This is a genomic window from Nonomuraea rhizosphaerae (assembly GCF_019396405.1).
GTDB classification, from domain to species: Bacteria; Actinomycetota; Actinomycetes; order Streptosporangiales; family Streptosporangiaceae; genus Nonomuraea; species Nonomuraea rhizosphaerae.
Genome location: NZ_JAHKRL010000364.1, coordinates 14,238 through 27,530, shown reverse-complemented (window position 1 = coordinate 27,530; position 13,293 = coordinate 14,238). Strand labels below are relative to the sequence as shown.

Annotated in this window: 13 protein-coding genes and 1 tRNA gene; 7 read left to right on the top strand and 7 right to left on the bottom strand. The window is 71.3% G+C overall.

Annotation, left to right across the window (positions count from 1 at the left end; genetic code table 11):
• Positions 1-37 precede the first annotated feature (37 nt).
• The 5 genes from KME77_RS18445 (at position 38) to KME77_RS18425 (ending at position 4,137) form a co-directional block, all read left to right on the top strand.
• Positions 38-457, top strand: coding sequence for an FAS1-like dehydratase domain-containing protein (locus KME77_RS18445; RefSeq protein WP_219469125.1), 420 nt, complete (start codon positions 38-40; stop codon positions 455-457).
• Entirely contained in the window at positions 454-879 is a 426-nt protein-coding gene (locus KME77_RS18440) for a MaoC/PaaZ C-terminal domain-containing protein (RefSeq protein WP_219469123.1), read from the top strand. The genes KME77_RS18445 and KME77_RS18440 overlap by 4 nt, the downstream gene beginning before the upstream one ends.
• A complete protein-coding gene (locus tag KME77_RS18435) occupies positions 876-1,766 on the top strand; it encodes an amidohydrolase family protein (RefSeq protein ID WP_219469119.1) in 891 nt (296 codons plus the stop codon). Before KME77_RS18440 ends, KME77_RS18435 begins: the two co-directional genes overlap by 4 nt.
• A gap of 30 nt (positions 1,767-1,796) precedes the next feature.
• On the top strand, positions 1,797-3,344 hold the full coding sequence (locus tag KME77_RS18430) for an FAD-dependent oxidoreductase (RefSeq protein ID WP_219469116.1): 1,548 nt from the start codon (positions 1,797-1,799) through the stop codon (positions 3,342-3,344).
• A gap of 85 nt (positions 3,345-3,429) precedes the next feature.
• Positions 3,430-4,137, top strand: coding sequence for an IclR family transcriptional regulator (locus tag KME77_RS18425; RefSeq protein ID WP_219469113.1), 708 nt, complete (start codon positions 3,430-3,432; stop codon positions 4,135-4,137).
• 10 nt (positions 4,138-4,147) lie between these two features.
• Here the strand turns inward: KME77_RS18425 and KME77_RS18420 are convergent, their stop codons facing one another.
• The 7 genes from KME77_RS18420 to KME77_RS18390 all read right to left on the bottom strand — a co-directional run bounded on the left by KME77_RS18420 (position 4,148) and on the right by KME77_RS18390 (position 11,402).
• Positions 4,148-5,089, bottom strand: a complete 942-nt coding sequence (locus tag KME77_RS18420; RefSeq protein ID WP_219469134.1) for a carbohydrate kinase family protein — start codon at positions 5,087-5,089, stop codon at positions 4,148-4,150.
• A 73-nt stretch (positions 5,090-5,162) separates the two neighbouring features.
• Positions 5,163-6,077: a formyltetrahydrofolate deformylase gene (purU, locus tag KME77_RS18415; RefSeq protein WP_372451191.1), complete on the bottom strand. Its 915-nt coding sequence runs from the start codon at positions 6,075-6,077 to the stop codon at positions 5,163-5,165.
• Positions 6,074-7,306 (bottom strand): methionine adenosyltransferase, encoded by a 1,233-nt coding sequence (metK, locus tag KME77_RS18410; RefSeq protein ID WP_219469111.1) that lies wholly within the window; start codon positions 7,304-7,306, stop codon positions 6,074-6,076. Before metK ends, purU begins: the two co-directional genes overlap by 4 nt.
• Positions 7,303-8,385, bottom strand: a complete 1,083-nt coding sequence (locus KME77_RS18405; protein ID WP_219469108.1) for a uroporphyrinogen decarboxylase/cobalamine-independent methonine synthase family protein — start codon at positions 8,383-8,385, stop codon at positions 7,303-7,305. Before KME77_RS18405 ends, metK begins: the two co-directional genes overlap by 4 nt.
• Positions 8,385-9,806 carry a hypothetical protein gene (locus tag KME77_RS18400; RefSeq protein WP_219469106.1) on the bottom strand — a complete coding sequence of 474 codons (1,422 nt, stop codon included), beginning with the start codon at positions 9,804-9,806 and terminating at the stop codon, positions 8,385-8,387. The genes KME77_RS18405 and KME77_RS18400 overlap by 1 nt, the downstream gene beginning before the upstream one ends.
• A 46-nt stretch (positions 9,807-9,852) precedes the next feature.
• Positions 9,853-10,854: a methylenetetrahydrofolate reductase gene (locus KME77_RS18395; RefSeq protein WP_219469102.1), complete on the bottom strand. Its 1,002-nt coding sequence runs from the start codon at positions 10,852-10,854 to the stop codon at positions 9,853-9,855.
• Positions 10,851-11,402 (bottom strand): methylenetetrahydrofolate reductase C-terminal domain-containing protein, encoded by a 552-nt coding sequence (locus KME77_RS18390; RefSeq protein WP_219469100.1) that lies wholly within the window; start codon positions 11,400-11,402, stop codon positions 10,851-10,853. Before KME77_RS18390 ends, KME77_RS18395 begins: the two co-directional genes overlap by 4 nt.
• A 204-nt stretch (positions 11,403-11,606) precedes the next feature.
• On the opposite strand from KME77_RS18390, the gene KME77_RS18385 reads away from it, so the two are divergent.
• Positions 11,607-13,079: an alpha/beta hydrolase gene (locus KME77_RS18385; protein ID WP_219469097.1), complete on the top strand. Its 1,473-nt coding sequence runs from the start codon at positions 11,607-11,609 to the stop codon at positions 13,077-13,079.
• Positions 13,080-13,132: 53 nt separating this feature from the next.
• Positions 13,133-13,206, top strand: a tRNA-Thr gene (locus KME77_RS18380).
• Positions 13,207-13,293 lie beyond the last annotated feature (87 nt).

Below are 13,293 nucleotides of genomic sequence, written 5' to 3'. Positions count from 1 at the left end.
CCCCCCACCTGCGACCGGCGACAGAGGAGGCCACGCCGTGACCGATCTACCTTTCCCCATCGAGCAGGGCCACGTGCGGGCGTTCGCCCGCGCCCTGGGTGAGGACGCGGACGTGGTCGCGCCCACCTTCCCGATCGCCTTCTCCCAGTTCGACCCGGACTGGCCGCTGCGCATGAAGCCCGGCGAGCCCTGGAACGGCTCCGGCGCCGAGGCGGGCCGCTCCTCCGGCGGGACCGGCGGGCTGCACGCGGAGCAGGAGTTCGAGTACTTCCGCCCGATCCGCGTCGGTGAGACACTGACCGCCCGCAAACGGCAGGGCCGGACCTGGCACAAGAGCGGCCGGGCGGGCGTCCTGAACTTCGCCGAGCGGCACGTCGACTTCCATGACGCCGACGGCAACCTGGTGGCACGCTCCGCCTCGGTCTCGGTGCGGATCACCCAGGAGGAGAGCACATGACGGTGACGGTCGGCCAGCAGGTGTCCCGGGTCGTCGTGAGCGACCTCAAACGGACACAGATCGTCATGTACGCCGGAGCCTCCGGCGACTACAACCCGCTGCACACCGACGAGCCGTTCGCCACCAAGATCGCCGGGCACCCGACCGTCATGTCCCACGGGATGCTCACCATGGGCCTGGCCGGACGCCTGCTGACCGACTGGTTCGGGCACGAGAACGTACGGCGCTACCGTGCCAGGTTCAAGGCGCCCGTCTGGCCCGGTGACACCATCACCGCGACGGCGGTCGTCACCGACGTGCGGACGGTCGACGGGCAGCGGCGCGCCGAGCTCACCCTCACGGCGGTGAACGCCGACGGCGCGGAGGTGCTGTCCGGCACCGCCACCGCGATCCTCGACGAGCGGCCCGAGGAGGCGCGATGACCATCGACGTCACCTCGCTGGACGCGATCGACGTGCACACCCACGTGCACACGTCCGTACGCGAGACCCAGGAGCCGGGCGACGGCAACGACCGGTTCGCGGCGATGGCCGACTACTTCAAGGCCGGCGAGGTCAGGAAGTTCACCGTCCCGATGATCGCCGAGTACTACCGCGAGCGGAACATGGCGGCGATCGTCTTCGGCGTCGACTCGATGCACCTCAGCGGACGCGAGCAGGTCCCCGGCAACCAGGAGATCGCCGAGCAGGCGGCCCTGCACGCCGACGTGCTCATCCCGTTCGCCAGCATCGACCCGCACCGGGGAGCGGCGGGCGTGCGCGAGGCCCGGCGGCTGATCGAGGAGCACGGGGTGCGCGGCTTCAAGTTCCACCCCACCTCGCAGGGCTTCTTCCCGAACGACCGGATGGCCTACCCGCTGTACGAGGTCATCGCCGAGCACCGGCTCGTCGCGCTGTTCCACACCGGCCAGACCGGCGCGGGGGCGGGCACGCCGGGCGGCGGCGGGCTGCGGCTGAAGTACTCCAACCCGATGCACATCGACGACGTGGCCGTGGACTTCCCCGACCTGCGGATCATCCTGGCACACCCGTCGTTCCCCTGGCAGGACGAGGCGCTCGCGGTCGCCATGCACAAGCCGGAGGTCTACATCGACCTGTCCGGCTGGTCGCCGAAGTACTTCCCGCCGCAGCTCGTCCAGTACGCCAACACGCTGCTCAAGGACAAGGTGCTCTTCGGGTCGGACTTCCCGATGATCACCCCGGAGCGCTGGCTGGCCGACTTCGCCAAGATCGCCATCCGGGACGAGGTGCGGCCGAAGATCCTCAAGGAGAACGCGGCCCGGCTGTTCGGGCTCACCGGACGGCCATGAGGACGGCGCTCAGCCCAGGAGGGGGGCACCATGCACTACACCGGTCCCTTTGACCGGACCGTCGACGTCGTCGTGCTCGGACTGGGCGACGCCGGCGCGGTCGCCGCGGTGACCGCCTGCGACGAGGGCGCCGAGGTGCTCGTCATCGAGAAGCAGCAGGCCGAGGGGCACCGGCCCAACAGCCGCTACGCCGCCGGCTTCTTCCTCGTGCCGGAGGACGTGGACGGCGCGGTGGAGTACCTGTCGGCGATGTACGCGGTCAACGGCGAGCTGTCCATGGTCGAGCCCGCCCTGATCCGCGCCTGGGCCGAGGAGACGGCGGCCAACCCGGCCTGGCTCGACCGGCACGGCGGCAAGTACGTCAGGATGGACATCCACGGCGAGCACCCGTCGCTGCCCGGCCACGAGTCGATCAGGGTCTACAAGGCGCAGCCCTCGGGCGAGCCGGAGGGCTACACCGGCTGCCCGATGCACGGCTTCCTGCGCGGCCTGGTCGCCGAGCGTGCCATCGAGGTGCGGTACGGGACGGCGGCCAAATGGCTGCTCACCGACGCGTCGGGCGCGGTCGTCGGCGTGGAGGTCGAGAGCGTCGCGCAGGCCGGGAGCGGTGCGGAGGCCGAGCGCGACGGCCAGGTCCAGCGGATCGGCGTGCGTCGCGGCGTGGTGCTGGCCGTCGGCGGTTACGAGGCCAGCGAACGACTCAAGACCCACTACCTGCCGATCACCCCGGCGCACTTCTACGGCACCGAGCACAACACCGGCGACGGCATCACCATGGCCGTCGAGGCCGGCGCGGAGCTGTGGCACATGAACGTCTGGCCCGGACACTTCGTGGCCAGGTTCCCCGGCGACGGCTACACCGGCGGAACGGCCATCGACCTGTGGGGCTCCGGCCGCTTCGGCCCCGCGGACGGCGTGCGGGCGCCCGGCTCGATCTTCGTCGACGGGACCGGCAATCGCTTCATCCGCGAGCCGGGCCGCCAGCACGCCGCCAACCTGGCGCTGCTCGCGATGGACGCCGACTCGCTCACCTACCCGCGGATCCCGACCTGGTGGATCTTCGACCAGGAACGTTTCGAGCGGGCGACGCTGGTCCCGACCTACTCCGGCCCGGCCGGACCGGTGGGGGACTACACCTGGAGCAAGGACAACGTCGCCGAGCTGCGCAAAGGCTGGATCCACTCGGCCGGTTCCGTCCCGGAGCTGGCCCGGATCTGCGGGCTCGACCCGGCCACGCTGGAGCGGACCGTCTCCCGCTACAACGACCACTGCGCGAAGGGCCTCGACGCCGACTTCGGCCGCGACCCCGTCACGATGACCCCCCTCGGCGGCGACCGCTACTACGCGGTGCCGCTCTGGCCCGGAGGTTCGCACACCGTCGGCGGTCCACGCCGCGACGCGGGCTCCCGTGTGGCGGCGATACGCGGAGGTTTGATAAGCCATCTCTACTCCGCCGGAGAGCTAGGATCACTACACGGCCTGCTCTATCCGACCGGCGGTGGCAGCATCGCCGAGTGCCTCGCATTCGGCCGGATCGCTGGACGCAACGCGGCAGCCGACCGGGTAGGTGGAAGTTGACGCTCATGAGACGAGTGAGATCAGGCCGGATCCATGCAGGCACGGCAGGTGTTCGTGGCATCAACAGCGGTAGGGATGGCTTGACGTGAGCACTGGTGATCGCGCCGGCGACGGCGGGAGTCAGGGCAGCGGCTCCCAGACCCTGGATCGGGGCCTGAGGCTGCTGGAGCTGCTCGCCTCCGAAGACCGCGACATGACCGTCGCCGAGCTGGCCACGTCGCTGGGCATGCACCGGCAGGCGGTCTACCGGCTGCTCACCACGCTGCGCCTGCACCGCCTGGCGGCCGAGGGCAGCTCGGGGCGCTACCGGCTCGGGCTGGGCGTGATCCAGCTCGCCAGGCAGGCCAACCCGCAGCTGCGCCGCGCGGTCGTCCCCTACCTGCGGACGCTGGCCGAGGAGCTCGGCGTCACCACGCAGTGCGTCGTGTCGGAGGGGGCCGACGCCGTGGTGCTGGCGGTCGTCGAGCCGTCCGACGCGGTCTTCCACCTGTCCCAGCGCAGCGGCGCCCGGCACGCCCTCGACCAGGGGGCCAGCGGCCTGGCCATCATGCTGGCCCGGCCCGCGCAGGCCGGCGACCCGCCGTCGGTGACCGAGGCGCGCGAGCTGGGGTACGCGGTGTCGCGCGGCACCCTGACACCGGGCGCGGTGGGCGTCGCGGTGCCGCTGTACGACAGCGAGGGCCACTCGCTGGAGGCGAGCCTCGGCATCGTGTCGATGGTGGACCTGGAGGTCGAGCGGACGGCCAAGCGCCTGCTCGACGCCGCTGCGCAGATCACCGCCCGGGAGTTATAGCCAGGTCGGCTCAGCTCAGGGCAGCGCGCAGGACCGGCTCGATGTCCGCCGCCGCCCCCGCGCCGTACGCCTCCCGCAGCCGGCCCACGCCCGCGTCGGCGTCGATGACCCACTCCTGGGCGCCGTTCGTCTCCAGCACCAGCGTGGCGACGAGCGCCCCGAGCTGGGCGGCCCGCTCCACCTCCAGCCCGGCGTTCCGGCCGGCCAGGAAACCGGCCCGGAACCCGTCCCCGACCCCGGTCGGGTCGACGATCGTCCGGGCCGGCACCACCCCGACGTGCAGCGCGGTGCCGTCCCGGCCCACGAGGTCCACCCCGTCGCCGGACAGCGTGGTCACCCGCAGGCCGACCCGGCCGGTGATCTCCTCGGCGTCCCAGCCGGTCCTGCGGATCAGCAGCTCCAGCTCGTACTCGTTGGTGAACAGGTAGCGGGCGCCGTCGACCAGGGCGCGGCACTGGTCCACGTCCAGGCGGGGCAGTTGCTGCGACGGGTCGGCGGCGAACGCCACCCCCAGCGACCTGGCCTCCTCCGTCTGCGCGACCATCGCCTCGGGATCGCTCGCGCCGATCAGCGCCAGCTCGACGCCGTACCGCTCGACGATCGAGGTGAGCGAGATGTTCTTCGTCTCCGACATCGCCCCCGGGTAGAAGGAGGCGAGCTGGCACTGGTCGTCGTCGGTCGTGCAGGTGAAGCGCGGCGTGTGGGCCGTCTCGACGGTGAGGACGCCGCCGCACTCGACGCCGTGGCGTTCGAGGACGCGCCGGTGCTCGGCGAAGTCGGCGCCGACCGCCCCGACGAGCACCGGCCGCTGGCCGAGGACGCCCATGCCGAAGGCGATGTTCGCGCCGACGCCGCCGCGGCGGACGACGAGGTCGTCCACCAGGAAGCTCAGCGACACCCGGTCCAGCTGGTCGGCCACGAGGTGGTCGGCGAAACGGCCTGGGAAGTGCATCAGGTGGTCGGTGGCGATCGATCCGATCACCGCGGTCGTCCCGGCGGGCACGGCTGCTCCTTCGTGCAAATCTCTAGAAGACGATCGTGGTACGGCCGTTCACCAGGACGCGGTCCTCGCAGTGCCAGGCCACGGCCCTGGCCAGCACGGTCCGTTCGATGTCGGCGCCGCGCCGGGCCAGCTCGCCCGCGCTCGCCCGGTGCGAGACCCGAACGACGTCCTGCTCGATGATCGGCCCCTCGTCCAGGTCCTCGGTGGCGTAGTGTGCGGTGGCCCCGATGAGCTTCACCCCGCGTTCCTTGGCCCGCTCGTACGGCCCGGCGCCGGCGAAGGCCGGCAGGAACGAATGATGAATGTTGATCACCGGGACGCCTGCCCGGTCCAGGAAGTCGCCGGAGAGGATCTGCATGTAGCGGGCCAGCACCACCAGGTCGGCCCGGCCCCGCAGCAGGTCGAGCTGGCGCTGCTCGGCCGCCGGCTTGGTCGCCCTGGTCACCGGCACGTGCTCGAACGCCACCCCGAACGAGGCCACCTCGGCGGCGAGGTCGGGGTGGTTGGAGACCACCTGGCACACCTCGATCGGCAGCTCGCCCCGCCGGGCCCGCCACAGCAGGTCCAGCAGGCAGTGGTCGTACCGCGACACGAAGAGCGCCACCCTGGTCGGCGCGGAGGCGTCGCGGAACCGGAAGTCCGCGCCGAACTTAGCCCCCACCTCCTCGCCGAACTCGCGCTCCAGCCGGGGCAGCTCCTCACGCAGGCCCGGCAGGTGGAACACCACACGCAGGAAGAACCGGCCGCCCATCGCGCCGGTGGAGTCCTGGTCGGACTGCACGATGTTGGCGCCGCGCCCGTACAGGAAGGACGATACGCAGGCGACGATCCCCGGCCGGTCGGTGCAGGAGACGACCAGCCGGCCGATGTCGTGCTCGTCCGGCGGATCCCCCGCCTGGCGATCAGCGGCTGCCGGGAGGAGATCGGCGCTGGTCACAGCGTCACCGGCGCGGCGTCGGCCGACAGCGAGGCCGCCTCGCGCAGCGCGTCGGCCCGGTCGGTCCGCTCCCACGGCAGGTCCAGGTCCGTACGCCCGAAGTGTCCGTACGCGGCGGTCGGCCCGTAGATCGGCCGGTGCAGCCCGAGGTAGTGGCGGAACGCGGCGGGGCGCAGGTCGAAGTGCTCGCTCACCAGCGTCCTGATCAGCGACCGGCTGACCCGCTCGGTGCCGAACGTCTCGACCAGCACCGACACCGGCCTGGCCACCCCGATGGCGTAGGCCACCTGCACCTCGGCCCGGCGGGCGAGCCCGGCGGCGACCAGGTTCTTGGCGACGTAGCGGGCCGCGTAGGCGGCGGAGCGGTCCACCTTGGAGGGGTCCTTGCCGGAGAAGGCGCCGCCGCCGTGCCGGGCCATCCCCCCGTACGTGTCCACGATGATCTTGCGGCCGGTGAGCCCCGCGTCGCCGACCGGGCCGCCGATGACGAACCGGCCGGTGGGGTTGACCAGCAGGCTCCGGTGCAGCGTGTCGGCGTCGTACAGCTCGGGCGGCAGCTCCGGCGTGATCACGTGCTGCCACAGGTCCTCGCGGATCTGCTCGGCGACGGCCTCCTCGGCGTGCTGGGTGGAGATCAGCACCCGCTCCACGCCGACCGGCACCTCGCCCTGGTAGCGCACCGACACCTGGGTCTTGCCGTCCGGGCGCAGGTAGCCCAGCGTCCCGTCCTTGCGAACCGCGGCGAGCCTGCGCGACAGGCGGTGGGCCAGCGCGATCGGCATCGGCATCAGCTCGGGCGTCTCGTCGGTGGCGTAGCCGAACATCATCCCCTGGTCACCGGCGCCGGCCCGGTCGAACTCGTCGCCGGACAGGGCGCGGCGGTGCTCGTGCGCCAGGTCGACGCCCTGCGCGATGTCGGGTGACTGCTTGTCGATCGTCACCAGGACGGCGCACGTGTCGCCGTCGAAGCCGCAGGCGGCGTCGTAGCCGATCCTGTTGATCGTCTCCCGGACGATCCGCGGGTAGTCGAGCAGTTCGGGGGTGGTGATCTCGCCCGCCAGGACGACCATGCCGGTGGTGATCAGGGTCTCGCAGGCGACCCGAGAGTACGGGTCGACGGTCAGCGCCGCGTCCAGGACGGCGTCCGACACGGCGTCGGCCATCTTGTCGGGGTGCCCCTCGGTGACCGACTCCGAGGTGAACACGTGGTCGTTGTCGTGCTGGGTCATCGCTCAGGCTCCTCAGGTTCGGGGGTACGGGGGGCGGCGTCCAGGTCGGAGCGCCCGGTGGCGGCGCCCAGCTCTGAACGCACGGTGGCGGTGCCCGCGACCATGGCCGCTAGCTTGGCCCTGGCGACGGCGCCGGAGAGGTTGCGCAGCCCGCAGTCGGGGTTGACGACCAGCCGCTCGGCCGGGACGAGGTCGAGCGCGCTGCGGATCCTGGCCGCGACCAGCCCCGGCGTCTCCACCTCGGCGGACTTGACGTCGATGACCCCGAGCCCGACCGTGCGGTCCCAGCCGAACTTGTCGATCACCGGCAGGTCCTCGTACCCCTTGCGGGCGAACTCCAGGACGAGCTGGTCCACGCGGGCGTCGAGCACGGCCGGGAACAGGAAGTCGTAGTGCCCCTCCCACGAGGGACGCGCGTACCGGTTGCCGTAACAGACGTGCAGCGCCCACGTGACGTCGACGCCCTCGGTGACGACGTTGACGGCCTTGATCGCCGTGCCGGCCTCGGCGGGGTAGCCGGCCAGGAACGGCTCGTCGATCTGCAGCAGGCGGGCGCCGCGGGCGGCCAGGGCGCGCGCCTCGGCGTTCAGCGTCCGCGCGATGGCCAGCACCAGCTCCTCGGGGTCGTCGTAGGCCTCGTTCCGCACCCGCCGCGACAGCGAGAACGGCCCGGTGAAGGAGAACTTGACCGGCCCCGAGGTCTGCCGGGCGGTGAAGGAGAAGTCGTCGGCCAGCCGCAGCGGCGCCTCCCCGTCGGGGGCGGGGAGCCGGTCGGTGACCTTGGCGTCGTAGTAGTCGAAGTAGAAGTCCTTCGACGTCCGGGGGATGTCCACGCCCGGCATCCTGGCCAGGAAGTAGTCGATGTCGTTGTCGCGGCGCAGCTCGCCGTCGGACACGATGTCGATGCCGGCGAGCTCCTGGTCGCGCAGCGCCGCCTTGATCGCCATGTCGTGCACGTCCTGGAGCTGGGCGTGGCTCATCCGGCCGCGGTAGTAGTCGGTCTTCAGCCGCTCCATCCACTCCGGTACGGGGTAGGAGCCGACGACGCTGGTGGGCAGCAGCGGGAGCCGGCCGGGCATCAGTCCCTCACCTGCGCCGTCATCGTGATGATGTTGCCGCCCGTACGGCGGGCGAACGGCGCGTAGTGCACGTCGAAGCCGCTGCGCCTGCCCACGTGCGCCAGCAGCGGCCCGTTGACCCAGTTGACGACGGATCCCTCGTACTTGCCGGGCCCGCGGAAGTTGCTCCGGTACGCCTGGACGTCCGTGACGAACAAGTCATGACAGACGAGCCTCCCGAACGGGTGCAGGAGCCGCAGACTGTCCACGAAGCTCGCCATGGCCCCGTTGTTGACGTGCATGCGGATGTCCGCGCCGGACTCCAGCAGCGGCCGCAGCAGCTCCCCGCTCATGGACGGCGCCAGGTCGTACAGGTCAAGACCGGCCAGCGGGACGTACCGCTCGTCCAGCCTGAGCGCGTCCCACACCGTACGCCAGAAGGACACAGCCTCCTCCACCCCCGCGAAACGGGCGGGATCGGCCTCGGCCAGCAGCTCCGGGCCCAGCCGCAGCAGCCGGTGCACCAGCGCCGGCAGCTCGTCCGTCGTGCACCCCGCCGACGCGGCGATCTCCGCCCCGCTCGTGCCGTCGAGGTAGGCGCGGGTCTGCACGCAGTAGGTCCGGCCGCCGAGCTGGGCGACCTCGTCGGTCGGCAGGTTGTCGTAGACATTGGAGACGTAGACCAGGAAGACCTTGTACTTCATGAAGCCGAGCGAGGCGCACGGCGTCGTGGCGTCCAGCGCGAACGTGCTGACCTGCGCCCGGTGCTCGCTGACCGCCTCGCGGGCCAGGTCCAGCACATGCTGGGAGTAGTCGCACATCAGGTAGCGCAGGCGGCGGTAGTAGTTGCGGCCGTGCTCGGCGTCGAGGGCGCGGAACTCGTCCAGGAAGACCTTCGCCTGGCCGCCGTTGCCGACGCCCAGCTCGACGACGTACAGCTCCTCGGGCAGGGCGTCGCCGTCGGCCAGCGCGTCCCAGACCTCGAAGAGGTCGCCGATCACGTCGCGCGCGGTGTCGCGGTTGCGCGCGTCGCTCTCCCCGCCCGGCAGCGCCTGCTCGTAGCCCCGGCCGGTGGCCTTCTCCCAGAGGTCCAGGTCCTTCCAGTAGCGGGCGTTGAACTCCCAGATGCAGCTGCGGCTGCCCGGCCCCCAGTCCTCCAGCAGGACCCGGGCGTCCTCGCGCTCGCGCAGCACCGCCGCGGTGACCTCCTCGATCGACATGCCGGCGCTGCGGCGCACGTCGACGGCGATCTCCACGGCGTCGTCCCGGACGCCCAGCGGCACGATCGCCGGGCCGTCCGTGCTCCCGTGCAGGATCGGCCGTACGTCGACCGCCTCGCGGAAGTTGGACTTGTACTGGACCCAGTCGCAGACCAGCCGCACCTTGCCGAGGTCCGCGGAGGTGTCGCGCAACGCCTCCACGACGGGCGCGAGTGAGGTCATGAGATCGAGCGGATTCGTACCGCTGAGCCGGGAATGGGGCCGGAAGTCAACGAGCATGACCGATGCCCTCCATGGGGTGGTGACGGTTTCTGACGGAAGGCTTGGGTGCTTTTGCTGCTTCCTGGGGGCCGACGCCGGCCCGCCGCAGGATGTCGGGCACGCCGCGCTCGTAACCGAGCGCCATGAGATGCACACCCGCGACGCCCGGGATCGTGGCGAGCCGTTGCACGGTCTCCACGCACAGCTCGATCCCCTCGTCGGCGACCCGGTCGCCGGGCACCCCGCGCAGCCTCCGTACGACCTCGTCGGGGATGTGCACGCCGGGCACGGCCGTACGCATGAACTCCAGGGCGCGCAGCGAGCGGATCGGGCCGGCGCCGGCGATGACCTTGCAGTGCTCGGTGATACCGAGGTCTCGCAGACCGGACATCCACCGCTCGAACACCTCGAAGTCGAACACGTACTGCGTCTGCACGAACTCCGCCCCCGCCGCCACCTTCTTGGCCAGCCTGCGGGCCCGGAAGTCCAGGGGAGGCGCGAACGGGTTCTCGACCGCGCCGATCAGCCACGACGGGCGGCCGGTCAGCTCCTTGCCGGAGATGAGCTCGCCCTCGTCCCGCAACGTGCGCGCGGTCCAGACGAGCTGCACGCCGTCGAGGTCGAAGACCGGCTTGGCCTCGGGATGGTCGCCGAACCGGGGATGGTCGCCGGTCAGCAGCAGCACGTTCGGGACGCCGAGGGCGCCCGCCGCGAGCAGGTCGGACTGCAGGGCGATGCGGTTACGGTCACGGCAGGTCAGCTGCATCACCGGCTCCACGCCGGCGCGCTGGACCAGGAGGCTGCCGGCCAGGCTCGACAGGCGGGCGTTGGCGCCCTGGTTGTCGGTGACGTTCGCGGCGTCCACCCAGCCGCGCAGGATCTCCGCCTTCCGGGTGACGGACTCCGCGTCCGTACCTCTCGGCGGACCGATCTCGGCGGTGACGGCGAACCGGCCGGCCGCGAACGCCCCCCGCAGCCCCTGTGCCTGCGTCTCGTCCGGACGGCTCATCTGGGGCTCAACCCCAGCTCACGTCGTACCAGCGACCGGGGGCTGTCCCCGCCGGGAGCGACCCCCAGCCCCTCGTCCCGCCCCTGCCAGTAGTTCACCCACGAGCTTCGCCCCCATTCGCGGTGATCGACCGGACGTTGCAGCAGATCCAGGTCGGCGCCATGCCCCGCCTCCTCCGCCCGCTCTATCGCGGTGACCCACACGCAGACCAGCTCGGGATGCACCTCACAGCGCCCGTCGGCCCCCACGCCTCCGCAGGGGCCGTTGCGCAGCTGCTTCGGGCAGGTCATCGGGCAGGTGTAACCGGTGTCGGGCAGGGCGCACTGGCCGCACATGCGGCACCCGTACAGCTGCTCCTTGATCACCCGCTCCGCGCCCGTGAACCACCGGTAGACCGGCCGCCTGCGCTCGACCCACGCCCCGAGCCTGCGGTAGAGGGCGTTGGCCGCAAGTACCCGATGAAGGGCGTAACTGAGCCGAGCACCGATCCGGGGAACCACGGGTCGCGGCCACTCCCCACCCTCGCTCTTGCCCTCACTGGAGCCCATGGCCAATCCCTCCCAGCACGCACTCACAGGCCGCCGTTCACGCAGCTCAACCGGCATGAAAGCGACCCTCAGCCGCCCTCTCATCGAGGCTGCCAGACCCTCCGGCGCATGTCTTAGGCGCGTACACCAACACTGCGGGCGCCCATGTTGTGATGGCCCACAACCGCCCAGCCATAGCGGGCTCGCGGCGTAGGATCCCCAACCGTGAGCCCCCGAGTCGCGGCCGCCGCCGTAGCCGCAACCGCCCTCCTTACCTCCGCCTGCACCCCGGCCACCACGCCCCCGCCACCGTCAGCATCGACATTGACGTGGTCGGACTGCGAGGCAGCCCCCGGCTTCGAATGCGCCGAACTCACCGTCCCCCTCGACCACGACCGGCCCGGCGGCAGCAAGATCACCCTCAGCGCCGTCCGCCTCCCCGCCACGGGCGACCGGATCGGCTCCTTGGTGGTCAACCCTGGCGGCCCCGGCGGCTCCGGCATCAACTACGCCCTCGCCGCCCGCTCGATCGTCAGCAGGCCCGTCCGCGAGCACTTCGACATCGTCGGCTTCGACCCACGCGGCGTCGGATCCTCCACCCCCGTCAAATGCCTGGACGACCAGGCCCTCGACGCCTTCGTGGCCCTGGACACCACCCCCGACGACCCCCAGGAGCAGGCGGCCCTCGAAAAGGCGTCCCGAGACTTCGCGAACGGCTGCCAGTCCCGCGCGGCCGACCTCCTGCCGCACCTCGGCACGGTCGACGCCGCCCGCGACCTGGAGTCCCTGCGCCAGGCCCTGGGCGACGAGAAGCTCACCTACCTCGGCAAGTCGTACGGAACGTTCTTAGGAGCCGTGTACGCCGACCTGTACCCCGGCAAGGTCCGAGCCCTCGTCCTCGACGGCGCCGTGAACCCCGCCCTCCCCCGCATGACCCACAACGCCGACCAGGCCACCGCCTTCGAACGCGCCCTCCGCGCCTACGTGAAATCCTGCCTGGCCACCCCGGCCTGCCCCTTCCACAGCCGAACCCCGGACGGCGCCCTGTCGGAGATCACCACCCTCCTCCAGAACACAGACGGAAAACCCCTCCCCGCCGGCGACCGTCAGACCACGGAATCCCTCGCCACCCTCGGCGCCCTGACCCCCCTCTACGACCGTCGCTCCTGGCCCACCCTGACCGAAACCTTCCGCCAGGCCCTGAACGGCGACGGCGCCCTCCTCCTCGCCAACGCCGACCAGCTGATGGGCCGCCGAGACGACGGCACCTACTCCAACCAGACCGAAGCCAACCTGGCCATCAACTGCATGGACAGCGCCTACCCCAAGGCCGTCTCCACCTACGCCACCGCCGCCCGCGACACGGCCCGCACCGCCCCCCGCTTCGGCCCGTACATCATGTGGAGCTCCCTCCCCTGCGCCTACTGGCCCGCCACCCCCACCTTCACCCACCACCCCCTGACCGCCAAGGGCGCCGCCCCCATCCTGGTCATAGGCACCGAACGCGACCCCGCCACTCCCTACGAATGGGCCCAAGCCCTCGCCGAGCAACTCGACTCCGGCACCTTCCTCGGCTACGACGGCGACGGCCACACCGCCTACTTCACCGGCTCCGCTTGCGTGGACGCCGCAGTGGACACCTACCTGCTCACCACCACTCCGCCCAAGGATGGAACGGTCTGCCCGGGTGGCGGCTAATGGCGGAGCAAGAACCCCTCGGGCTCCTGTAGACTCTTCATGCTGTACGGCACGCCGCCTTAGCTCAGTCGGCCAGAGCACTTCACTCGTAATGAAGGGGTCTGGGGTTCGAATCCCCAAGGCGGCTCCCAGCTCAAAGGCCCTTTCCATCAGGAGAGGGCCTTTCCTGTGTTGTGATGTCCCGATCTCGGGAGCACGCGCTGTCTCTCCGGCC

Coding starts and splice junctions, on each gene's coding strand:
- KME77_RS18420 (WP_219469134.1), bottom strand. CDS start 5,089: ATGCACTTCCCAGGCCGTTTCGCCGACCACCTCGTGGCCGACCAGCTG.
- KME77_RS18400 (WP_219469106.1), bottom strand. CDS start 9,806: ATGACCTCACTCGCGCCCGTCGTGGAGGCGTTGCGCGACACCTCCGCG.
- KME77_RS18440 (WP_219469123.1), top strand. CDS start 454: ATGACGGTGACGGTCGGCCAGCAGGTGTCCCGGGTCGTCGTGAGCGAC.
- KME77_RS18405 (WP_219469108.1), bottom strand. CDS start 8,385: ATGCCCGGCCGGCTCCCGCTGCTGCCCACCAGCGTCGTCGGCTCCTAC.
- KME77_RS18435 (WP_219469119.1), top strand. CDS start 876: ATGACCATCGACGTCACCTCGCTGGACGCGATCGACGTGCACACCCAC.
- KME77_RS18395 (WP_219469102.1), bottom strand. CDS start 10,854: ATGAGCCGTCCGGACGAGACGCAGGCACAGGGGCTGCGGGGGGCGTTC.
- KME77_RS18430 (WP_219469116.1), top strand. CDS start 1,797: ATGCACTACACCGGTCCCTTTGACCGGACCGTCGACGTCGTCGTGCTC.
- metK (WP_219469111.1), bottom strand. CDS start 7,306: ATGACCCAGCACGACAACGACCACGTGTTCACCTCGGAGTCGGTCACC.
- KME77_RS18390 (WP_219469100.1), bottom strand. CDS start 11,402: ATGGGCTCCAGTGAGGGCAAGAGCGAGGGTGGGGAGTGGCCGCGACCC.